General features: G+C 42.0%; 23 protein-coding genes. 17 read left to right on the top strand and 6 right to left on the bottom strand.

Annotation, left to right across the window (positions count from 1 at the left end):
* Positions 1-60 precede the first annotated feature (60 nt).
* Positions 61-1,503: a DEAD/DEAH box helicase gene (locus tag MHI11_RS14850; protein WP_044139309.1), complete on the bottom strand. Its 1,443-nt coding sequence runs from the start codon at positions 1,501-1,503 to the stop codon at positions 61-63.
* Positions 1,504-1,603: 100 nt separating this feature from the next.
* Complete coding sequence (locus tag MHI11_RS14845; RefSeq protein WP_003216672.1) at positions 1,604-2,407, bottom strand: NAD kinase; 804 nt, start codon at positions 2,405-2,407, stop codon at positions 1,604-1,606.
* Between the two features lie 445 nt (positions 2,408-2,852).
* Between MHI11_RS14845 and sppA the strand changes: the two genes are divergently transcribed.
* The 14 genes from sppA to MHI11_RS14775 all read left to right on the top strand — a co-directional run bounded on the left by sppA (position 2,853) and on the right by MHI11_RS14775 (position 15,923).
* Positions 2,853-3,854, top strand: coding sequence for a signal peptide peptidase SppA (gene sppA, locus MHI11_RS14840; RefSeq protein ID WP_050943576.1), 1,002 nt, complete (start codon positions 2,853-2,855; stop codon positions 3,852-3,854).
* Positions 3,855-3,868: 14 nt separating this feature from the next.
* The gene (locus tag MHI11_RS14835) at positions 3,869-4,390 is read left to right on the top strand and encodes an RDD family protein (RefSeq protein WP_044139307.1); all 522 of its coding nucleotides are present in this window, start codon (positions 3,869-3,871) and stop codon (positions 4,388-4,390) included.
* 98 nt (positions 4,391-4,488) lie between these two features.
* A complete protein-coding gene (locus tag MHI11_RS14830) occupies positions 4,489-5,196 on the top strand; it encodes a DUF2953 domain-containing protein (protein ID WP_044139306.1) in 708 nt (235 codons plus the stop codon).
* A 14-nt stretch (positions 5,197-5,210) separates the two neighbouring features.
* Entirely contained in the window at positions 5,211-5,663 is a 453-nt protein-coding gene (gene ytfJ, locus MHI11_RS14825) for a GerW family sporulation protein (RefSeq protein ID WP_003216488.1), read from the top strand.
* 112 nt (positions 5,664-5,775) lie between these two features.
* Complete coding sequence (tpx, locus tag MHI11_RS14820) at positions 5,776-6,276, top strand: thiol peroxidase (RefSeq protein WP_003216787.1); 501 nt, start codon at positions 5,776-5,778, stop codon at positions 6,274-6,276.
* Between the two features lie 88 nt (positions 6,277-6,364).
* On the top strand, positions 6,365-7,339 hold the full coding sequence (locus MHI11_RS14815) for a class I SAM-dependent methyltransferase (protein ID WP_340961355.1): 975 nt from the start codon (positions 6,365-6,367) through the stop codon (positions 7,337-7,339).
* 229 nt (positions 7,340-7,568) lie between these two features.
* Positions 7,569-8,753, top strand: coding sequence for an acetate kinase (locus MHI11_RS14810; RefSeq protein ID WP_044139304.1), 1,185 nt, complete (start codon positions 7,569-7,571; stop codon positions 8,751-8,753).
* Positions 8,754-8,857: 104 nt separating this feature from the next.
* Positions 8,858-9,373 carry a MogA/MoaB family molybdenum cofactor biosynthesis protein gene (locus MHI11_RS14805; protein WP_340961353.1) on the top strand — a complete coding sequence of 172 codons (516 nt, stop codon included), beginning with the start codon at positions 8,858-8,860 and terminating at the stop codon, positions 9,371-9,373.
* Positions 9,374-9,545: 172 nt separating this feature from the next.
* The gene (locus MHI11_RS14800; RefSeq protein ID WP_340961351.1) at positions 9,546-10,757 is read left to right on the top strand and encodes an argininosuccinate synthase; all 1,212 of its coding nucleotides are present in this window, start codon (positions 9,546-9,548) and stop codon (positions 10,755-10,757) included.
* A complete protein-coding gene (argH, locus tag MHI11_RS14795; protein ID WP_340961349.1) occupies positions 10,754-12,127 on the top strand; it encodes an argininosuccinate lyase in 1,374 nt (457 codons plus the stop codon). Before MHI11_RS14800 ends, argH begins: the two co-directional genes overlap by 4 nt.
* Before the next feature lie 119 nt (positions 12,128-12,246).
* The gene (locus MHI11_RS14790) at positions 12,247-12,612 is read left to right on the top strand and encodes a hypothetical protein (protein ID WP_340961347.1); all 366 of its coding nucleotides are present in this window, start codon (positions 12,247-12,249) and stop codon (positions 12,610-12,612) included.
* 134 nt (positions 12,613-12,746) lie between these two features.
* Positions 12,747-13,502 carry an SDR family oxidoreductase gene (locus tag MHI11_RS14785; RefSeq protein WP_340961345.1) on the top strand — a complete coding sequence of 252 codons (756 nt, stop codon included), beginning with the start codon at positions 12,747-12,749 and terminating at the stop codon, positions 13,500-13,502.
* Positions 13,503-13,568: 66 nt separating this feature from the next.
* Positions 13,569-14,252 (top strand): metal-dependent hydrolase, encoded by a 684-nt coding sequence (locus MHI11_RS14780; protein WP_321999455.1) that lies wholly within the window; start codon positions 13,569-13,571, stop codon positions 14,250-14,252.
* 348 nt (positions 14,253-14,600) lie between these two features.
* Complete coding sequence (locus MHI11_RS14775) at positions 14,601-15,923, top strand: CBS domain-containing protein (protein WP_340961342.1); 1,323 nt, start codon at positions 14,601-14,603, stop codon at positions 15,921-15,923.
* 67 nt (positions 15,924-15,990) lie between these two features.
* On the opposite strand, the gene MHI11_RS14770 is transcribed toward MHI11_RS14775, so the two are convergent.
* Positions 15,991-16,293, bottom strand: a complete 303-nt coding sequence (locus MHI11_RS14770) for a YtpI family protein (protein ID WP_003216665.1) — start codon at positions 16,291-16,293, stop codon at positions 15,991-15,993.
* A 147-nt stretch (positions 16,294-16,440) separates the two neighbouring features.
* On the opposite strand from MHI11_RS14770, the gene MHI11_RS14765 reads away from it, so the two are divergent.
* Positions 16,441-17,382, top strand: a complete 942-nt coding sequence (locus MHI11_RS14765) for a DHH family phosphoesterase (RefSeq protein ID WP_044139298.1) — start codon at positions 16,441-16,443, stop codon at positions 17,380-17,382.
* Positions 17,383-17,433: 51 nt separating this feature from the next.
* Here MHI11_RS14765 and MHI11_RS14760 read toward each other — a convergent pair whose 3' ends face one another.
* The 3 genes from MHI11_RS14760 to MHI11_RS14750 form a co-directional block, all read right to left on the bottom strand.
* Positions 17,434-17,619: a hypothetical protein gene (locus MHI11_RS14760; RefSeq protein WP_003216400.1), complete on the bottom strand. Its 186-nt coding sequence runs from the start codon at positions 17,617-17,619 to the stop codon at positions 17,434-17,436.
* A 109-nt stretch (positions 17,620-17,728) separates the two neighbouring features.
* On the bottom strand, positions 17,729-18,232 hold the full coding sequence (ytrI, locus tag MHI11_RS14755; protein ID WP_003216226.1) for a sporulation membrane protein YtrI: 504 nt from the start codon (positions 18,230-18,232) through the stop codon (positions 17,729-17,731).
* Entirely contained in the window at positions 18,229-18,570 is a 342-nt protein-coding gene (locus MHI11_RS14750; RefSeq protein WP_034661856.1) for a YtrH family sporulation protein, read from the bottom strand. Before MHI11_RS14750 ends, ytrI begins: the two co-directional genes overlap by 4 nt.
* 138 nt (positions 18,571-18,708) lie before the next feature.
* Between MHI11_RS14750 and dnaE the strand changes: the two genes are divergently transcribed.
* Positions 18,709-22,044 (top strand): DNA polymerase III subunit alpha, encoded by a 3,336-nt coding sequence (gene dnaE / locus MHI11_RS14745; RefSeq protein WP_340961340.1) that lies wholly within the window; start codon positions 18,709-18,711, stop codon positions 22,042-22,044.
* 141 nt (positions 22,045-22,185) lie between these two features.
* Positions 22,186-23,418 carry an NAD(P)-dependent malic enzyme gene (locus MHI11_RS14740; protein ID WP_044139296.1) on the top strand — a complete coding sequence of 411 codons (1,233 nt, stop codon included), beginning with the start codon at positions 22,186-22,188 and terminating at the stop codon, positions 23,416-23,418.
* Positions 23,419-23,445: the final 27 nt, after the last annotated feature.

Genomic DNA, 23,445 nt, shown 5'->3' with positions numbered 1-23,445 from the left:
CAGGGTTTGTAAGCTTATTTTATTTTAAATAAAAAAGTAAAGGCGATTAGCCTTCACTTTTTATGAACGTGCTTCATGAACTTTTAACTGCTTGCCTTTAATGGTTGTGTGGCGCATGGCATTCAGCACAAGAGGGCCTTTACCGTTTAAAATATCGACATATGTTTTTGTATCTTGAATGGTAATAATCCCAATGTCATCAAAGGCAACGCCTTCTATTTTGGCAATGGTCCCAACGAAATCAACAGCCCGCAGCTTCTTTTTCTTCCCGCCGTTAAAATAAAGCTTCATTATATCCTTTTCAACGCCTGCCTGTTTATTTTCCTTTTGAATCGGCGTTTCAATCTTTTCTTCAAAGCGTTCTACATGCTGCTCTGCGTCTTCCTTTGTTGGGTATGGCTGCGTCTTGAAATCAATACCTGCTTCCTGCTTTAATTCATCAATCAGAGGCTTTGCATTATTGGTCATAAACGCAATGGTTTTTCCGCTTTTTCCCGCTCTGCCTGTTCTTCCTGTTCGGTGAATATAGCGCTCTTTTTCATAGGGGAGGTCATAATGAATCACATGTGTCATATCACTGACATCAATGCCCCGGGCTGCTATATCGGTTGCGATCAAATAACGGAATTCGCCGTTTTTGAATTCATCCATGACAGCGAAGCGGTCTTCTTGTCTCATGCCTCCATGAATTTTGTCACAAGGCACATCCCATTCATCCAGCTTCATCGTGAGTTCATTCACTCGGTCCTGTGTATTACAGAAAATAATGCAGCTATCTGGATTTTCAATGACGATCGTACGCTGAAGAAGAGAGAATTTCGCTTCTTCTTCCGTTTCAATCACGGTGTGGGTAATTTGTGGTACAGACGTTTCTTCCTGTGCAATTTCAATCACTCTTGGTGATTGTAGAAACTGTTCACTTAATTTCTTCATCTCATCAGACATGGTCGCTGAAAAGAGCATTGACATGCGCTTTGGTGGCAGATACTGAATAATAGAAGAGACTTGATCAATAAATCCCATGTTCAGCATTTCATCCGCTTCATCTAACACGAAAAATTTAAGGTTTTCTAAGGAAAGAGTACCTTTCTCAAGGTGATCTAAGACTCGTCCTGGTGTTCCGCACACAATGTGGTTTTTTTGTGCAAGCTCTACTTTTTGAGCTTGGAAAGGGGCTTTTCCATAAATGGCAGTGGCTTTGATTCGTTTCAATCGTCCAAGGCTTGTGAGATCCTGTTTGACCTGCATGGCGAGTTCTCGCGTTGGAACGAGGATAAGGGCTTGAGGTTTATTTTCAGCCCAATCGACCATTTCACAAATCGGGAGACCATAGGCTGCGGTCTTGCCGCTGCCAGTCTGAGATTTGACAATCAAATCCTGCCTTGAAAAAGCAACGGATAATGTCTCGTGCTGAACAGGTGTAGGTGTATGGAAGTGAAGTGCTTCTAGCGCTTGTTTTAATTCATGGCTTAATGGATATTGATCAAATTGTTGTAATGTCATCGTGTTCTCCTTTTCGTACATTCATACTTGTGACATCATACCATAATCATGACCGGGAATGAAAAAACATGAAAAAAAGCCCCGTAAAGGAGCTTTTTGATTAAAGGAATCTGCGTTTTACTTTTTCCCAGTAGGAGTTGTCTTTTAATTTCACCGTTTTAATGACTTTTCCTGAAAGGCCGATGTCAATTTGTTTGACGTGTTTCGTGCCAAGCGCTTCGTTATCAAGCCCGATAATCGGATGGTCGTTGCCGTCCTGCACAACCTTCAGTGTTAGCTTGCGGTCACTGCTTAAGATGAAAGGAGCACCCAGTGTACGATACGAGTTGTTGTTTAGCGATGCAAGCTCTGTGACTTGCATACAAGGGAGCATCGGATCAACCACAGCACCGTTTACCGATTTATTGTAGGCTGTTGAGCCAGTCGGAGTAGAAATAATCATTCCGTCTCCTCTAAATGTTTCAAAGTGGAAATCATCTATATACACATCGATCACAAATGTTTTAATAATGCTTGAGCGGATCGACAGTTCATTTAAGCAATGGAACTGGTTTGTACTGTCAACGCTTACATCAATGATCGGATATTTTCTCACTTCAATCTGTTCAGTGTTCATGGCATCAATCATTTTATCAAAATGTTCTAATGAAAAATCGCAGTATAGATGCGAATTCTCTGTTTTTGATACCCCTACATACAGGCAGTCATCCCGGAAATTCGTTTTACGGACTGCTTGAAGAAATGTGCCATCTCCGCCAATTGAAGCAATAATATGGGCATCCTCTGCACGCTTGACGACTTGAAAGCCTTGATCGGTAGCGAGCTTTTCAAGAGAAGAAATGTGTCCATCCAATTCATGATCTTTTTTGTAAAAGAAAAATACATTGCGACGATTGTCTGTCATTGACGTTCTCCCCTTCGTTGTCAAAAGTAGATTTAGAGTAATAAAGGGCTTACATATGAAGCCTTGCTCACATTTTACACTTTTTTCATATGAAAGTAAAAACATTAGAAAAACCTTCATGATGGTGGCATTCATTTTTAGAAATGAGTCAATGTAAGGGATTTGAAAAGGGCAGAATTTGAGCATAATTGAATAGCTGTTTTCTCATGAAAGAGTGGATTAGGTGTTTCGTTGTGGTGAAGCTCTAGCCTATTAGATGCAGAGAGAGGAGAAAAAAGCCAATTTTTCGTCATGCGTATCACTTGGCAGACGATGTAAAGTTGATCGTGAATAAAGAGAGGTGCTATCATATGATGAAATGAAATGTAAAAAAACCACAATTCCTGTGAAACATTTCATGTGAATATTCGTATCAATGAAGAGAGACAAAAAGGAGGAGAAAAAGATGAATGCGAAAAGATGGGTAGCGTTAATCATTGCACTTGGAGTTTTCGGATTTTCAATTGTGATTAGTGTCACGACGGCTTTGTATGAAAGCTTCAATGACAATAAAATGAGCTATCAATTTGGGGATGAAATAGAAGAAAAGGTACTAGAGGATGGAAGCGGTGCTGGAAAAATAGCGGTTCTTGAGATTAATGGAACCATTCAAGATAATGGCGGCGCATCAAGTCTATTAGGCGGAGAAGGTTACGATCATCGTGCATTTCTTAAGGAACTAGAAAAAGCGAAAGATGATGCTTCAGTAAAAGGTGTACTGCTGCGCGTCAACTCTCCTGGCGGCGGTGTCTATGAAAGTGCAGAAATACATAAAAAATTAGAAGAAGTGAAAAAAGCGAAGAAGCCGATTTACGTCTCCATGGGCTCAATGGCAGCTTCTGGCGGTTACTACGTATCAACTCCAGCCAAGAAAATCTTTGCTTCACCTGAAACATTAACAGGATCGTTAGGTGTGATCATGCAAAGCTTGAACTATTCAAAGCTGGCAGATAATTTAGGTATTAAATACGAAACAATTAAGAGCGGAAAATTCAAAGACATCATGTCGCCAAATCGTGACATGACAAAAGATGAGCGCGACATCATGCAAAGCATGGTCGATAACTCGTATGAAGGATTTGTCAAAGTCATCTCTGAAGGACGCGGCATGTCAAAACAGAACGTCAAGAAAATTGCTGACGGCCGGGTCTATGACGGGACACAGGCGAAATCGAACGGATTAGTCGATGAGCTTGGATATTATGAAGATGCAATCAAAGCAATGAAGAAAAATGAAAAAGGGTTAAAAGGAGCGACAGTGATCAGCTATTCTCAAAGCTTTGGCTGGAATTCTCTCTTCAATATGAGTGCAAGCAAACTTTTTAAAAGCGAAATTGATTTTCTCAATCTAAAAGAAACACTGGCTGGCTCAAACGGGTCTAAACCGATGTATCTCTATTCAAAATAAAGGAGGGATCATAGATGGATTCTACATTCGATGAAGTAACCGAAAGCCGTAGCCAAGAAGAATCGAATCCGACCTTTGCGAAACGTGCAGTGATTGAAGCACAGGCGTTTGCAGGCTTTTGGATTAGGTTTTGGGCGTTTATTCTTGATTGGCTTGTCGTCTGGGGTGTCAACCATTTGACGGTTTCTCCAATCTTTAGTCTGTTTGGCTGGTCCAAAGGAGGAGGATGGTTTTCTCCATTCTCTGTCACAACGACGATAGTATTCCTACTTTATTTCGCCATCATGACGAAAATCTTTCAACAAACGCTTGGGAAAATGGTGTTTGGGATCAAAGTGGTCTCACTTCAACCTGAGAAGAAACTGGCATGGGATGTCATTTTCTTTAGAGAGATTGTGGGACGCTATATTAATACGCTTTTTGTACTCTATGCTGTTGTTGGATTCACACCGAAAAAGCAAGGGGTTCATGATTACTTTGCCGATACGGTGGTCGTCCATGAACATTTATATGAAAAAACAGAAGCAAACGTATAATCAGAGGAGTTTGGCCGGGTACCGGTCAAACTCTTTTTTCATGATTGGGTATAAAATCCAGAATGAGAGCCATAATCGTAGAGGAAGCATCATTTGTTATGGAGGAAGTGAGCACAGTGCTTTACGTTTGGATCGCAGCTTTTTTGTTCCTTGGGATCTTATTGATCTTCATGAAAGTGACCATTTCACTGGATTATTCACATGCAAATGACAATGACCACCTTGCACTGAAAATCATCACCTTATATGGAATCATCAGACTCAAAAAAGACATTCCGATGGTGAGGGTCAATCCAGAAGATCAAACGATCGATATACGTGAAAAGAAAATGGCGAGCGCCAAAACCCCTAGTCACGAAAAAGAATCCATACATAAAAAAGTGGGAAAACGTGATATGAAGCAAATCCTTCATCAAATGGAGCGCATCACAAAAGAGATCGTCGATTTAAACCGGATCATGCGTAAATTCTTCATTCACATGAGAATTGTATCGTTTCACTGGTCAACATGGATCGGCTTTCATGACGCCGCTTTAACAGGTGTAGCAGCCGGCGGGGTGTGGTCAGTGAAAGGAGCACTGCTTGCCTTTATGCAGGAGCATCTCACCTTTAAGCATAAACCGGTATATGAAGTCATTCCTGCCTTTCAGCACAATGTGTCACAAACCCAGTTTACATGTATAGCTTATTTTCGTATTGGACATGCTATGCTTGCAGCCATTCGTTTACTTGTCCATTGGTTAAAAGGAAGAAAGGCGAGAAAAAGTGCCTCTCTTCAAGCAACGAAGAATGAATCATCTGTTTAAGGAGGAACCCGAAAATGGCAGATCATCCAATCCAAGGTCTTATGAAGACAGCGATGGAAAACTTAAAAGAAATGATAGATGTGAATACGATCATCGGCGATCCAGTCGAAACCCCTGACGGCAGTGTCATCCTTACTGTATCGAAGGTTGGTTTTGGATTTGCAGCAGGCGGCAGTGAATTTAACGGGAACCAAAAGAAAGAAAAACGTTCTGATGATCAAGAACGAAAAGAACCGAGACTCCCATTTGGCGGAGGAAGCGGCGGAGGTGTGTCTATTACACCAATCGCCTTCTTAATTGTCGGAACAAATGGCGTTCGAATGCTTCATTTGGATGAACATACACATCTGCTTGATAAAATATTGGATTCTGCTCCTCAAGCAATTGAACGTCTTCAGCACATGTTTAAGAAGGATGAACGGGAGAACCGTCATAAAGAACGAAAACTAGATGACATAGACCTTTAAAAAGTTAGCTGCGCTGCAGTTAACTTTTTTTTCAAAAGCGAAGATTAGGCTTTGCAGTTTTTTGCTTTCTCTACTATGATAGAACCATACATTTGATAAGGGAGGAATTGTTTTGGCATCGATCACATTTAAAGGGAGTTCTGTCACGCTTGTAGGAAATGAAGTAAAAGTAGGCGAGCAGGCTCCGGATTTCACGGTATTAACGAACTCACTAGGGGAAGTTTCACTTTCTGATTTAACAGGAAAAGTGACGATCATCTCAGTGATTCCTTCTATTGATACAGGTGTGTGTGACGCACAAACAAGACGTTTCAATGAAGAGGCAGCCGGTTTAGGTCCGGTCAATATCTATACAATTAGTGCAGACCTTCCATTTGCACAAGCACGCTGGTGCGGAGCAAACGGAATTGAAAATGTCGAAACATTATCTGATCACAGAGATATGTCATTTGGTGAAGCATTCGGTGTATATATGAAAGAATTGCGTTTATTGGCGCGTGCAGTTTTCGTATTAGACCCTAATGGGAAAGTGGTTTACACTGAATACGTAAGCGAAGCAACGAATCACCCAAATTATGAAAAAGCCATTGAAGCTGCAAAATCACTGTTATAAAAGCAGCATCGACAAGAGCTCCGGCTTCATACTGGGGCTCTTTTCAATGAGAACATATAGCTTTTAACAAAGCGAGGAGAGAAAAGCATTGCAGAAAGATCAAGTAAGTACGATTTTCGAGCTGCTCGATACAGCTTCTATTCGATTAAAAAAGGATCAAAGCATTTCCTATATTGAGGCATTAGCTAAAGCAGGAGAAGCCTTTTTCCAAGCAAATGATCGAGACGGTTTACTAAAGGATGTAATAGAGAAAGCAGATTTTGCTTCTTATGATCATGAGCAGATTCGTAAAGCGTTTCAGCTCGCCGTATTGAAAGGACAAAAGGATATTTCCCATCCAAATCGTCAGATGACCCCAGATACGATCGGGCTGTTTGTCAGCTATTTGGTGAATAAATTTTTAGAAGGTCAAAAAGAGCTAGTTGTCTTTGATCCAGCAGCAGGGACAGGGAACTTACTGCTTGCTGTCTTAAATAATCTGACTGCAGAAACAAAGCGCGGCTTTGCGTCTGAAATTGATGATGTACTCATTAAAATTGCATGGGCACAGGCGAACTTGGAAGAGAAGGAAGTCGAGCTTTTCCATCAAGACAGTCTTGAGCCGCTTTTGATCTCTCCAGTAGATGTCACTGTATGCAGTCTGCCAGTTGGTTATTATCCAAATGATGAGCGTGCAGCAGACTATGAATTAAAGGCAAAAGAAGGACATGCATTTGCGCATTATTTATTTATTGAACAAAGCCTTCGTTACACGAAAGAAGGCGGCTTCTTGTTCTTCATCATTCCAAACGATTTGTTTGAAGGAAAAGAAAGCGTGCAATTAAAGGACTTTATTAAAGATCAGGCATATATGAATGCATTAATTCAGCTGCCGGTCTCCATGTTCAAGGACAAAAAGCACGCCAAAAGCTTGTTTGTGATGCAAAAGAAAAAAGAGGGGCTGGAAGCACCAAAACGGATGCTGTTTGCCAATCTGCCGTCTTTCTCACAAAAAGAATCAATGGTGGGTGTAATGAGAAAATTAGACCAATGGTTTATAGAAGAAAAAGAAACGAAAGAATAGCCAGAGTGATGTCTGGCTTTTTTATTATTCAGAAAATAACGACTTATCAATGTAAGCGATAACAGTTCGAAGGTGCACTTGAAATGCAAAGTTTTCAATGTTTAAATGAAAAAGTCAGATATTTTTCGGACTAATCGTTAAACTATAAAAGACCCGTCAAACAGGTTGAATATAGCACCGGAAAAAACGTGAAACCTTATATAACAACTGAGTAAAAGGAGCGACAAGAATGTCTAAAATTATTGCAATCAACGCAGGAAGCTCATCTCTTAAATTCCAATTGTTCGACATGCCAGAAGAAACCGTTTTAACAAAAGGTCTTGTTGAAAGAATCGGAATGGACAACAGTATCTTCACGATTTCTGTAGATGGAGAAAAGAAAACAGAAGTCACAGATATTCCAGATCATGCAGTAGCGGTTAAAATGCTGCTTGAAAAACTAATTGAATTTAACATCATCAAAGACTTTAATGAAATTGATGGCGTAGGACACCGTGTTGTTCACGGCGGAGAGAAATTCAGCGACTCTGTTCTTTTAACTGATGAAGTCATCAATGACATTGATAAGCTTTCAGAGCTAGCACCACTGCACAACCCTGCAAACGTTGTAGGAATCAAAGCATTCAAACAAATTCTGCCTGACGTACCAGCGATTGCTGTGTTCGATACAGCCTTCCACCAAACAATGCCAGAGCAGTCTTACCTATACAGCCTTCCGTACGACTACTATAAAAACTTTGGTATTCGTAAATACGGATTCCACGGGACAAGCCATAAGTTCGTAACAGAGCGTGCATCAGAGCTATTAGGCCGTCCTCTTGAAGAGCTTCGTTTGATCTCTTGTCACCTTGGAAATGGTGCGAGTATCGCAGCAGTTGAAGGTGGAAAATCAATCGATACTTCAATGGGCTTCACGCCGCTTGCGGGTGTTGCAATGGGTACACGTTCAGGTAACATTGACCCTGCCCTTATTCCATTTATTATGGAGAAAACAGGACATACAGCTGAAGAAGTACTTTCTACTTTGAATAAGAAGAGTGGTCTTTTAGGTGTGTCTGGTCTATCAAGTGACCTTCGTGATATCGAAGAAGCAACAGAAGAAGGAAACGACCGTGCAGAAGTAGCTCTTGATATTTTTGCAAGCCGTATTCATAAATACATCGGTTCTTATGCAGCGAGAATGAATGGCGTAGATGCGATCATCTTCACAGCTGGAATCGGTGAAAACAGTTCAGAAGTAAGAGCACGTGTCCTTCGTGGTCTAGAATTCATGGGCGTTTACTGGGATCCTTCTCTTAACAACATGAGAGGCGAAGAAGCATTCATCAGCTATCCGCACTCTCCTGTGAAAGTGATCGTCATTCCAACGAACGAAGAAGTCATGATTGCAAGAGACGTTATGCGCTTAGCGTAATCAAAATGAAGAAGCTCTTTTCCAAAAAGGAAAAGAGCTTTTTTCTGTTAAAAGCAGCATGCTATAATGTTGTCCAATACGAAGCAAAAGGGAGCGGTGCGAAAATGAGCGTGACAGAACATAAACGTGAGGCGAAAACGAGGCTTTATGTGAAAGTCATTACGGTCAGTGATACAAGAACGAAAGAAACAGATAAAAGCGGCCGTCTAATGATTGATTTGCTCAAAGAACAGGGACATCTCATTCTTGCATACGATATTGTAAAAGATGACATTGGGGCGATCCAAGACGCTGTGCTAGAGGGAACAAGCGAACCAAAAATAGATGCCGTCTTGTTAAACGGAGGCACAGGAATTGCCGCAAGAGATGTCACCATTGAAGCGATCACCACGCTTTTCTCGAAGGAGCTGCCTGGCTTCGGAGAAATCTTCCGCATGCTAAGCTATACAGAAGACATTGGTTCAGCCGCTATGTTGTCCCGGGCAGCGGCTGGGGTCGTCAATCAAAAAGCTGTCTTTGCCACACCAGGCTCTACTGGAGCTGTTCGTTTAGCCATGACAAAACTCATCATTCCAGAGCTTCCTCACGTTTTACGAGAGCTTGAAAAAGATCAAAAATAGCCCAAAATGACTCTGCCAAGAAAAATTGGCAGAGTTTTTTTCATAAAGGGGTTGAAAAAACAATTTTTCCTTGTTACAGTGTATACATACTAAATGCATGTTTATAAATTAAAACTTATTTTTATGCAAAAACATTCACAGAATCAAAACAAGTGAGAGGAGCTTTTCAATCATGTCACAAAATAAAAAAGTCGTATTAGCATATTCCGGAGGTCTTGATACCTCTGTTGCAGTTAAATGGTTACAAGAGCAAGGATACGAAGTCGTCGCTTGCTGCCTAGACGTAGGTGAAGGAAAAGACTTAGCATTCGTTCAACAAAAAGCACTTCAAGTCGGAGCGGTTCAGTCTTACATGATTGACGCAAAAGAAGAATTCGCAGAGGAATTTGCACTAACTGCTTTACAAGCACACACGATGTATGAAGGGAAATATCCGCTTGTATCTGCATTATCTCGTCCACTTATTGCAAAAAAACTAGTGGAAGTCGCAGAAAAAGAAAATGCAGTAGCGGTTGCGCACGGATGTACTGGAAAAGGAAACGACCAAGTCCGTTTTGAAGTATCCATTAAAGCGTTGAATCCAGACCTAGAAGTTCTTGCACCAGTGCGTGAGTGGAAATGGTCTCGTGATGAAGAAATCGATTATGCACAAAAACATGGTATTCCAATTCCGATTAACTTAGACAGCCCATATTCAATCGACCAAAACCTTTGGGGCAGAAGTAACGAGTGCGGCATTTTAGAAGACCCTTGGGCTGCACCGCCAGAAGGAGCATATGATTTAACGACGCCACTTGAAAAAACACCTGACACACCTGAAATCATTGAAATCACGTTTGAAAAAGGAAAACCAACAGCTATTGATGGTATTCAGTATTCATTATCTGATCTCATCCTTCATTTAAATGAAGTCGCTGGTCAGCATGGGGTTGGCAGAATCGACCACGTTGAAAACCGTCTTGTAGGCATTAAATCTCGTGAAGTGTACGAATGCCCAGGTGCTGTCACACTTCTAAAAGCACATAAAGAGCTTGAAGATTTAACACTAGTGAAAGAAGTCGCACACTTTAAGCCAATCGTTGAACAAAAAATGGCTGAATTAATATACAACGGCTTATGGTTCTCACCACTTAAAGGAGCACTAGATGCATTCTTACAAGAAACGCAAAAGAACGTAACAGGTGTTGTACGTGTGAAACTATTTAAAGGCCATGCCATTGTAGAAGGACGTAAATCACCATATTCACTTTATGATGAAAATCTAGCAACTTACACAAAAGCAGATGAATTCGATCATGATGCAGCGGTAGGATTTATTAACCTTTGGGGCTTACCAACAAAAGTAAACAGCATCGTGAATAAAAAGGAGCAGGTTAAAGCATGAAAAAGCTTTGGGGAGGCCGATTTCAAAAAACACCAGAAAAATGGGTCGATGAGTTTGGCGCGTCCATTCATTTCGACAAACAATTAGTCAAAGAAGATCTGACCGGCTCCCTTGCTCATGCAAGTATGCTGAATACATGCGATATCCTGGGCGATGACGAGGCCGCTGCCATTAAAGATGGACTGAATACGCTCATGAAAAAGGCAGAGGCAAATGAACTCGAATTCTCAGTGGATTATGAGGACATCCATTTAAACCTTGAAAAAATGCTCATTGATGAGATTGGTCCGCTTGGCGGCAAATTGCATACAGCGAGAAGCCGGAATGATCAGGTTGCCACCGATATGCATTTATATTTGAATAACCAAGTCGAGCATATCATTGAACTGATCTCTTCCTTTCAAACGGTGCTTGTAGAAAAGGCAGAACAGCACGTTGAAACGATTTTTCCAGGATATACGCACTTGCAGCGTGCACAGCCTATTTCCTTTGCGCATCATATGCTCGCCTATTTCTGGATGCTAGAGCGTGACAAGGCGCGTTTCCAAGATTCTTTGAAGCGAATTAACGTCTCACCACTTGGATGCGGGGCGCTAGCAGGAACGACATTCCCGATTGATCGTGAATATACAGCGGAGCTGCTTGGTTTTGATCATATTTACGAAAACAGCCTTGATGGCGTAAGTGATCGGGATTTCATTTTAGAGTTCTTGTCTAATAGCAGCCTTGTCATGATGCACCTCTCGCGTCTTTGTGAGGAAATTATTTTATGGTGCTCTCAAGAATTCAAATTCATTGAGCTTGATGACACATATGCAACAGGCAGTAGCATGATGCCGCAAAAGAAAAACCCGGATATGGCAGAATTGATCCGCGGGAAAACTGGGCGTGTGTATGGCAACCTGATGGGGCTTCTCACCATTATGAAAGGCTTGCCGCTTACGTATAACAAAGACTTGCAAGAAGATAAAGAAGGCATGTTTGATACAGTCAAAACAATTGCTGGCAGCCTGCAAATCTTCACAGGCATGATTCAAACAATGACAGTGAACGAAGATGTCATGAAAAAAGCAACGAAAGAAGATTTCTCAAATGCGACCGAAGTGGCAGACTACCTTGCGAAAAAAGGCATGCCATTCCGTGAAGCACACGAAATCGTTGGCAAGCTCGTGTATACATGCATTCAAAAAGGCATCTACTTAAGTGATCTTCTGTTTGAGACATTTACAGAAGCGAGCGATCTTTTTGAAGAAGATATTTACACTGTTCTTGATCCATATGTTGCTGTTGAAAAAAGAACAAGCGCAGGTGGAACTGGATTTAAACAAATTCAACTCGCTTTAGAAAAAGCAAAAGCCTGCCTAGCGTAACTGACCAAAACCATTCGTTGATACGGATGGTTTTTTGTCATGGGAAAAGGAGATTGATCATCATTAGAGAAGTTTGAAAACATACCAGTGTTAAGCTGAAGAGGGAGTGACAGCAGTTCATGAAGAAAACGCTTCAGGCTTTGTTTGACCAGCCCATCGTAGCAGTTGAAACGGTAGGAGAACGATATGAAGGACGGGCTAATGATGTGTGGCTGATCTCCTTACATGACAAAAAAACTGCAAGAGAAGAAAGTGAATTTGTATATGGGATCAACATGGTCTATGGGGTAAATGCCGTTATGGGACAAGAGCATCTCGATCAAATCAATGAAAAGCTGGCTCATACGAATTCCTTTCATATTCCGGAAGTTGTTCGTAAAGTGAAGAAGGCGGGGAGACATTATGATGTCATGGAAAAAGTAGAAGGAACGCCTTCTATCGTTTTGTTTCGCTACTTCTTGATATCCATGGCTCATGGGATTTGAAAAAGTGGATGAATCACCCTATACTGTTTTACCCGCATTGATAAGGGGTTCAAAAGTGCGAAGGGAGCCGGTTTATAGTAAAGTAAAGATAAGAAACACATGAACTTGCAACCTTTGCTTTAGGAGGAGATTGTGTGCGACACGCATTAATAACAGCGGGTTCTAAGGGACTTGGCAGGAAAGTCACCGAGTCTTTACTGAATATGGGGTATTCTGTGACAGTCAATTATCGAAGTGATGATGAAGCTGTGCGGCAGATGAAAGAAGAATTGCAGGAATATGAAGAAAAGCTTCAATTTGTCCAAGGTGACGTGACAAACAAAGAAGATTTAAAGAACATGGTCGAGCTGACAACCGAGCGATTTGGACGGATCGATGCTCTGATTAACAATGCCGGACCTTATATTTTTGAACGAAAAAAGCTAGCGGATTATTCCGAGGAAGAATGGTATCAAATGATGGAAGGCAACCTATCTGCTGTATTCCATTTGTTCCGTATGGTCATCCCAATGATGAGAAAGCAAGGCTTCGGCCGTATTGTCACATATGGCTTCCAAGGTGCAGACCATGCGCCAGGATGGATGCACAGATCAGCCTTCGGAGCAGCAAAAGTGGGGCTGGCGTCACTGACAAAAACCATTGCGATTGAAGAAGCAGAAAACGGCATCACTGCCAATATGGTTTGTCCAGGCAAAATAGTTGGTAACATGAAAGAATCGACAATAGAAGAAGCACGCCAGATGAAAGACGATGAAACGCCGATTGGCAGATCTGGTACTGGAGAAGATATCGGTCGCATCATTTCCTTTTTATGCGATGACCGCTCTGATCTGATTACAGGAACTGTTATTGAAGCAACAGGTGGTCTTAACGTCATTCACAGACATTAAGTTTTTCAGTTTTTTATACAGGGAATAGATGAAATGAGATCAAATTCGAAAGGTGGATATACTCACATGAAAGCTACATATCACGGACATTCAGTCGTACACATTGAAACAAACGGATACCATATTTGGATTGATCCATTTTTAAATGGAAATAAGCACACAGATATCAAACCGCAAGATGTTAAAGCGGATGTCATTTTGCTCACGCACGGGCATGGAGATCACGTCGGTGACACCATTGAAATCGCTAAAAACAATGATGCGCTCGTTATTGCGCCATTCGAGCTTGCCACTTATTTAAGCTGGCAAGGGGTGAAAACGCACCCGCTTTCGATTGGGGGCGGACGTGAGTTTGAATTTGGTAAAGTGAAGCTCACTCAAGCGTTCCATGGTTCTGCTATCATTGATGAAGATGCAAAAACGATTACGTATACAGGTATGCCATCAGGTATTTTATTTACTGCAGAGGGCAAAACGATTTATCATGCCGGAGACACTGCACTCTTTTCAGATATGAAGCTGATCGGTGAGCTGAATCATATTGAGCTTGCATTTCTTCCGATCGGTGATAACTTCACGATGGGACCGGACGATGCAAGAATCGCAGCCGAATGGCTTCGGGCGAAGCAAGTCGTGCCAATTCACTACAGCACATTCCCGCCGATTGAGCAGGACCCACATGCATTTGCAGACAGCCTGCATGGCGGCGTCGGTCATGTGTTAAATAGCGGAGAATCGATAGAGATTTAATCAACATAGCAAAAAGCCGGCACTCAAATGCTGGCTTCCAGCGTGTAGACAAACCCTCGCATTCGGTGTCAGTCCTGCGCGCCGGTACTCACGAATGTCAAATTCGCTCTGTTCCGGTGCTCGTCCTTCCTAGAATGCAAAGGTTTTCTATCACGCTGAAAAGAAGACAAAGGGCTAAAATCAAGATCATTTTAGCCCTTTGTCAACAACCTGAAAGTCGGCACTCAAATGCCGGCTTTTTTTGTTTACATGTATCGCGCTGAAAAAAAGACAAATTGCTATTAAAAGCCTCCTGCCCTTATAATGAAACTTAGATGAAAACGCTGAAAACAAAAAGGGTGAACGGGATTGGCGACAAAGCATGAACAAATTTTATCGTATATTGATTCATTAGAAGTCGGAGAGAAAATTTCTGTCCGGCGTATTGCGAAAGAAATGAAAGTGAGTGAAGGGACCGCTTACCGGGCCATCAAGGATGCCGAAAATAAAGGATTCGTCAGTACCATTGAACGAGTTGGTACCATTCGAATTGAACAGAAGAAAAAAGAAAATATTGAAAAACTGACATATGCAGAAGTGGTCAATGTGATTGACGGACAGGTGCTTGGAGGACGAGCGGGCTTACATAAAACATTAAACAAATTTGTCATCGGAGCGATGGAGCTTGATGCGATGATGCGCTATACGGCAGCTGGCAATCTGCTAATTGTCGGAAACCGGATCAATGCCCACAGACAAGCTTTAGAGGCAGGAGCAGCTGTGCTGGTCACGGGCGGCTTCTCAACAGATGATGAAATCATTCAGCTCGCAGATGAGCTTGAGCTGCCGATCTTATCGACAAGCTACGATACATTTACCGTAGCAGCTCTCATAAACCGGGCCATTTATGATCAACTCATAAAAAAAGAGATCGTGCTTGTGGAAGATATTTTAACGCCGATAGAACGAACGGTGTATTTATCACCAGATGATAAGCTTGAAAAATGGTATGAAAAGAACTATGAAACTGGCCACGGCCGCTTTCCGGTCGCAGACGACCAAATGAAAATTCACGGCATTCTCACCTCAAAGGATATCGCAGGGCATGACCGCTCCGCACCGATTGAGAAGGTGATGACGAAAAACCCGCTGACAGTCATTGGCAAAACCTCTGTCGCTTCTGCTGCTCAAATGATGGTATGGGAAGGCATTGAGGTGCTGCCAGTTGTAGATGATTATGCGAAACTGATTGGAATGATCAGCCGTCAGGACGTGCTGAAGGCGCTTCAAATGATTCAAAAGCAGCCGCAGGTCGGAGAAAAACTGGATGATGTTGTCTCAAGAGGGTTTAAAGAGACCGATACAGAAAAACCAAAGGCAGATGCCGTGTATCAATATGAGGTCACACCACAAATGACAAACCAGCTCGGAAACATTTCATATGGCGTGTTCACGCAAATTTTAATTGAATCCGCCAACCGCTTCTTAAAGTCTCATAAAAAAGGAGAGCTGATTGTCGAAAGTCTCTCTGTCTACTTCTTAAAACCGGTTCAAATGGAATCCACGATACAGATTAAGCCAAATATTTTAGAAGTAGGACGCAAGTTTGGAAAGCTGGAAGTAGAGGTTTATCATCAATCGAATATCGTTGGTAAAGCGATGCTGATGGTGCAGCTCATGGAGAGAGGATAATCATAAAAGGGCGATGATGAAAAAGACAAAGGGCTAAAATAAGCATCATTTTAGCCCTTCTCTCTTATTATGCGTGATCTTTTTCGCCTTCCTTTAAAAAGAGTGGAAGGTAATGCTTGTAGGCTTTATATCCAGCCCACGTACTGCCGATACCGACAGCAACAAAAATAAATCCAATGACAAATGCGAGTGACGAGCGGTTTAAAAATAATTGATTCACACCGAAGAGCAGGACAAAGCAGCCAAGTGCCATACTGGATTTCGCCGACCAGAATTTCTTTTCGACTGGGCGGTTCGTACGGACATTCTTTGCTTTGTAGTATAAATAAAACATGGCAGAACAAATAATAAACACAATCAAAACAAGCATGTGCCAAGCCTCCATTGTAAGTGGTTACAACCCTATTTTAAACGTAAATAGGCTTGCTTACTAGAATAAATTGTCTATTCCTCACTTTTCCGTCAGGATAGATTATGATTTAATAATAAAAAGAGTATCGGATAAGAAGGAGTTTTTATGAAAAAAGAACTGATTAGAACCATATCATTATATGACACCATCATCATTCATAGACATGTAAGACCAGATCCTGATGCGTATGGATCGCAGTGCGGCCTTACGGAAATCTTGCGTGCCACCTATCCAGAAAAAAATATTTATGCAACAGGAACCCCGGAGCCAACCCTTTCATTTTTGTATGAACTTGATGAGGTGCCGGATGACGTGTACAAAGATGCCCTTGTCATTGTCTGTGATACAGCCAATCAAGCAAGAATTGACGATCAGCGCTATTCAATGGGCGACAAGCTGATGAAAATTGACCATCATCCAAATGAAGATCCTTATGGTGATTTGCTTTGGGTAGATACAGAGGCAAGCTCTGTGAGCGAAATGATTTATGAATTGTATTTAGAGGGGAAAGAAGAAGGATATCAGCTGAATACAAAGGCGGCTGAACTCATTTATGCCGGCATTGTAGGAGACACAGGCCGCTTCCTTTTCCCAAATACGACGAAAAAGACGCTCAAATATGCTGGAGAACTGATTGAATATCCATTTTCATCTTCAGACCTTTTCAATCAATTGTATGAGACGGATCTGAATGTCGTGAAATTAAATGGCTATATTTTTCAACATATTTCTTTGTCAGAGAATGGGGTCGCTTCTGTTTTCATTAAGCAGGATATTTTGGAATCGTTCCAAACGACAGCGCAGCAAGCCTCACAGCTTGTTGGGACACTTGGAAATATTGCAGGGATTAAGGCATGGGTCTTTTTTGTGGAAGAAAACGATCAGATTCGTGTTAGATTCCGCTCGAAAGGCGTCGTCATTAATACCATTGCGAAAAAATATCATGGCGGCGGCCACCCGCTTGCAGCTGGTGCGTCTATTTATGATTGGGCCGTGGCAGATGAGATTTTGCGTGATTTAGAAGAAGTATGTAAATCATCATCATGAGAGAGGGGGGCTTCAAGTCCCCTCTCTCTTTTTTTGTCATGGAGAAAAGGGTTACTTGCATACAGGGATAAACCAGCAGCCGATGTCAGTTGAATCTTCATAGGCTTGGAGATTTTGATGTTTTAATTCTTTTTTAATTAAATGAGCCATCATTTCTGTCTCAGCATAAGCACACATGCCGTCCTTGATCCGGCTTGCTTTGTCTCGTGCCATTTGACGATAGCTATAAACCTCCATTGTCCTCACCTCTTTCTGTTTTAGATCTCGTTCTACTTTTAGTGTATAAAAATTAAGGGGGAAAAGCGATCATTGAGGGCAGAAATTCATAAAAATTCCACATGATCATTTATTCAGCAAATGAAATGCGCACTTCAAGTGAAAGCTTCGTATAGATCGTCAGCTCCGTCACTTTGGCGCGGTATGCCTTTTCCCGAATGGTATATTCTTTGTTTTCGACCGTGCGTTTTAATAATTCCTTTGTTTTATAGACACTTTCAATATCCTTTGTAATAACCTCTGAGATATCCTCCTTGACCTGATCTTCAAATTTTAGCGTATCTGGCTCTGGGATTTTATATTGCTCACGATTGACGAGATGGACATCTACGCTTTGGATCAGCAGCCGCTTCTTATTATCCTCATTTAACTTATGCAAATCTTCCCGATAGAGTGTGATTTGTTCTTTCAGACTGTCCATATGGTGCTGCTGGCTTCTCAGCAGTGTCACCTGCTTTTCCTGAAAGGTTCCGTATGTAAAGAGGAAAATGAGCCAGCTCACAATCGCGCCAAACATCATCCCCGCAAAAAAACGCTGCCAGCCTGGACGTTTGTAAAGCTCCGGTACCCTCATGATGACACATGCTCCTGTGTGAGCCACGTGATAATAAGATAACCCGTTTGCGCACCGCCCATGGCAGAAACAATTAATAAAATCTGTTTGAAAATATCACGCGTGTTCCCTTCAAAAATGCCTCGTTCAAAGCTATAAACAGCATCAAACGTTCCGCCGATAGCTGCGACAAGTGCCCAAATCTTTAAACGGTTGGCAAGACTCGTAATAATGGATAAAGGCGGCTGACCAGACAAATAAGCACCAACACCGCCTATAATGGCACCACCCAAAATGACCCCAAGTGCAATAAAATAACAGCTAATAAAATTTGGAATAAAAGCTTCCTTCACATCCATTTTGGTCCACCTCACTCTATTCAATATATGGTGCGTGCGGGACAAGTATGAACGGACAGAAAAGAAAGAACATTTGTTTCTCATCGCATCGCGTTTTATAATGAAAGAATGACTTTAGACGAAAGGAGTGGATTAAGCATGTCTTATGTTCATCTTCAGGTCCACAGTGGATACAGCTTATTAAGCAGTGCAGCAAAAGTAAAGGAGCTCGTGCTGAAAGCGAAAGAACTTGGCTGCAAGGCGCTTGCTCTTACCGATGACCATGTGATGTATGGAACGGTTGAATTTTATAAGGAATGTAAAAAACATGGCATCAAGCCGGTCATCGGTTTAACAGCTTCTGTCTTCATAGATGAACAAGAGACAGAGGCTTATCCCTTGGTACTCCTTGCCAAAAACAATGAAGGCTACCAAAATTTGATCAAGATCAGCAGTGTGCTGAAATCAAAATCAAAAGCTGGACTGAAAGAGAAATGGTTGAAAAGCTATCACCGCGGGCTCATTGCCATCACACCAGGCGTTTCCGGCTACATTGAAACGCTGCTTCAGCATGATCAGATAGAAGAAGCGCATGATGCGGCGAAGCAATTGAAACATATTTTCGGTGAGGGACATGTGTACATCGCACTTCAGCCATTTCAGCAAGACGAATCGCTTGCCGGTAAACTGAGGGACGTCTCAAAAAGTGCGGACATTCCTCTTGTTGCGACAGGAGATGTCCACTACATCAACCTGGAAGACAAAACGGCCTATACGTGTTTAAAGGCTATTAAAGCAGGGCAGCAGCTACCTGAGGTTGAGGAAGACCGAGCAGAAAAGCATTTCAGAACCTTTGAAGAAATGAAGGAATGGTATACGCAGGATATGGAGCTGCTGACAAGAACGGTGGAGATTGCAGATCGCTGCGAAGTCGATTTAAATCTTGGGCAGACAAAACTCCCATCCTATCCGACCCCTGATCAATCAACAGCAGATCAGTTTTTACGCAAAGTGTGTACAGAAGGGATGAAGCAAAGAAAGATTGCTTCAAATGACGCGTATGTGAAAAGGCTTGAGTATGAACTGAGCATTATCCAAAAAATGAATTTCAGTGATTATTTTCTCATCGTGTGGGATTTTATGAAGTATGCCCATGACCAAGGCATTGTCACAGGGCCAGGACGGGGATCGGCAGCAGGCTCACTTGTTGCCTATGTACTGTTTATTACGGATGTTGATCCGCTCCGTCACGGTCTGTTATTTGAGCGTTTCTTAAATCCTGAGCGAATCAGTATGCCTGATATTGATATTGATTTCCCCGATACGAGAAGAGATGAAATCATTTCTTATGTAAAAGACAAATACGGAGACATGCATGTGGCGCAAATCGTCACGTTTGGAACCCTTGCAGCAAAAGCAGCCTTAAGAGATGTCGGACGTGTGATGGGGATTGATTCAAAAGCAGCGGACCGTCTCGCAAAGCTGATTCCATCAAAGCCAGGAACGACGCTGAAAGAAGCGCTCACTGCATCTCCTGAATTAAAAACAATGCTCCAGCAGTCCGAAGAGCTCAGGCAAGTCTTTCAAACTGCTTTAAAGGTTGAAGGCTTGCCAAGACATACCTCGACACATGCAGCCGGCGTTGTGCTGAGCGAGGAGCCGCTGACAGAGATCGTTCCTATTCAAGACGGCCATGATGGTGTGTATTTAACGCAGTATGCGATGAATTATTTAGAAGATCTCGGGCTTTTAAAGATGGATTTCTTAGGACTAAGAAACTTAACCTTAATTGAATCCATTAAAAACCAGATTGAAAGACAGGAAAACGTCCACATTAACTTTAGTGACATTTCATATGAAGATCAGAAAACATTTGAATTGTTATCAGCGGGAGATACAACTGGGATTTTCCAGCTTGAATCACAAGGGATGCGTCAGGTGCTGAGACGCTTGAAGCCCTCTAGTTTAGAAGACATCGTGGCAGTCAATGCCCTCTATCGCCCAGGTCCAATGGAGAATATCCCGCTTTTTATCGACCGAAAGCACGGCAGAGTCAAGGTCTCTTACCCGCATCCTGATTTGTATGACATTTTAAAAGACACATATGGCGTCATCGTCTATCAAGAGCAAATCATGCTGATTGCAGCGAAGATGGCAGGCTTTCAGCTTGGCGAGGCAGATCTATTAAGAAGAGCCGTTTCGAAGAAGGATAAAAAGGTCCTTGATGAAGAGCGGAGCCATTTTGTTGAAGGATGCCTAAAAAAGGAGTATCCTGTTAACATTGCAAATGACGTTTATGACTTAATCGTCAAATTTGCAAACTATGGTTTTAATAGAAGCCATGCTGTTGCATATAGCATGATTGGCTTTCAGCTTGCTTACTTAAAAGCGCATTATCCGTTATATTTTATGTGCGGACTTTTAACGAGTGTGATTGGAAATGAAGACAAAGTCGCTCAATATTTCTATGAGGCAAAGGAAAAAGGGATATCTGTGTTGAAGCCTTCTATTAATAAGAGTGAATTTCCATTTACGGTTGAAAAAGGGGAGATCCGCTACAGCTTAAGAGCGATCAAAAATGTCGGAGTGTCAGCTGTAAAGGATATATACAGGGCAAGACAGGAAAAGCCGTTTGAAGATTTATTTGATTTTTGCGCAAGAGTATCAGTAAAGAGTGTCAACCGAAAAACGATTGAAGCGCTCATTTTTTCAGGGGCGATGGATGAACTTTATCCAAATCGTGCTTCGTTATTGGCATCAATAGATATTGCATTAGACCACGTGTCATTTTTAAATCCAGATGATCAGCTCGACTTTCTGGGGGATACAACCTTCTCCATTAAGCCAAAATATGCGGAGATAGAAGAATTGCCGCTTGTCGATCTCCTGCAATTTGAAAAAGAGGCACTTGGACTATATTTATCAAATCATCCTGTACAAGCGTACCGAGATCGCTTAAGAGAGAATGGTGCAGTGGAAATCATCAGACTTTCTTCCTATATAAAGCGAAGGGTCTCAATGGGTGGTCTTTTGACAAAAGTGAAATCGATTCGAACAAAAAATGGACAATCGATGGCATTTGTCACATTTGGGGATGAAACGGGAGAAATGGAAGGCGTCGTCTTTCCAGAGCAATTTAGAAAGCTGTCCCCCTTACTTGAGGAGGGCGCCATGCTTTATGTTGAAGGCAGAATAGATGTCAGAAATGACAGCAGCCAGATCATCGTGCAAGAAGCCGTTCTGCTTGAAGAGATGGGCACGCAAAGAAAAGAGTCTGTCTACATTCGGGTGAAAGAAGAAAATCATACGCAGGAGCTGCTAGAGCAAGTAAAGCGGGTGATCTCGATGCACAGCGGAGAAGCAGATGTCTATTTGTATTATGAGAAGCAAAAAAAGACAGTGAGACTTCCAGATGCATACAAAGTTCATGCAGATCATGCTGTCATTTTCCAGTTAAAAGAGCTGCTCGGTGAACAAAACGTTGTGATTAAATGATGACAAATCGCCTGAATATGTTTTACAAATTCACCTATTGTGTTATCATTTTAAAGATTCTGTGTATTTAAAACTGCCAGTATGTGCTTATCAACTTAGCAATTCATTAAATCATTTTCCACTTGAAGGAGTGTTCATCACATGTCATTAAGAGAAGAAGCATTACATATGCACAAAGAGAATCAAGGCAAACTTGAATCAAAATCAAAAGTACAAGTGAAAAATGCGAAAGACTTGAGCTTGGCTTACTCACCTGGTGTTGCAGAACCATGTAAAGATATTTATGACGACACAAGCAAAGTGTATGATTATACAATGAAAGGCAATATGGTCGCTGTTGTCACAGACGGAAGCGCTGTTTTAGGGCTTGGAAATATTGGTGCAGAAGCATCTCTTCCAGTCATGGAAGGAAAAGCTGTATTATTCAAAAGCTTCGCTGGCGTTGATGCCTTCCCAATCGCGCTTGCGACAAACGATGTAGACAAAATCGTTGAAACAGTAAAGCTTCTTGAGCCAACGTTTGGCGGTGTCAACCTTGAAGATATTGCAGCTCCAAACTGCTTTATTATCGAAGAGCGCTTGAAAAAAGAGACAAACATTCCAGTGTTCCACGATGATCAGCACGGAACAGCGATTGTGACAGTAGCTGGACTTGTAAATGCACTGAAACTGTCTGGAAAATCAATGTCCTCTATCAAAGTGGTGGCAAACGGCGCTGGAGCAGCGGGAATTGCGATTATCAAGCTTCTATATCATTTCGGTGTACGTGATATCATCATGTGTGATACAAAAGGCGCAATTTACGAAGGCCGCCCGAACGGTATGAATGCAGTGAAAAATGAAGTGGCTAAATTCACGAACCAAGACCGTAAAGAAGGTTCATTAGAAGAAGTTATTGAAGGCGCTGACGTCTTCATCGGGGTTTCGGTAGCAGGTGCTTTAACAAAAGAAATGGTTGGAAAAATGGCAAAAGATCCTGTCATCTTCGCAATGGCGAATCCTAATCCAGAGATCATGCCAGAAGATGCACATGCAGCAGGCGCAAGTGTTGTAGGAACTGGCCGTTCTGACTTCCCGAACCAAGTGAACAACGTACTGGCATTCCCAGGAATTTTCCGCGGAGCTTTAGATGTACGTGCAACCCATATTAACGAAGAAATGAAAATTGCAGCCGTAGAAGCAATTGCTTCTCTTGTTTCAGATGATAAATTGTCAGCTGAATACGTCATCCCTGACCCATTTGATGCACGTGTAGCACCAGCGGTAGCAAAAGCGGTAGCAAAAGCAGCAATGGAAACTGGTGTTGCAAGAATCAAAGTCGACCCAGAAGAAGTCGCTGAAAAAACAAGAAAATTAACGATTATCGGCGAATAATCAATTGGAAAAGTGTGCACGTTCTTT

It is taken from the genome of Bacillus sp. FSL K6-3312, assembly GCF_038007485.1.
In the GTDB taxonomy this organism is placed as follows: Bacteria; Bacillota; Bacilli; order Bacillales; family Bacillaceae; genus Bacillus; species Bacillus pumilus.
This window is presented reverse-complemented; position numbering and strand designations above follow the sequence as displayed.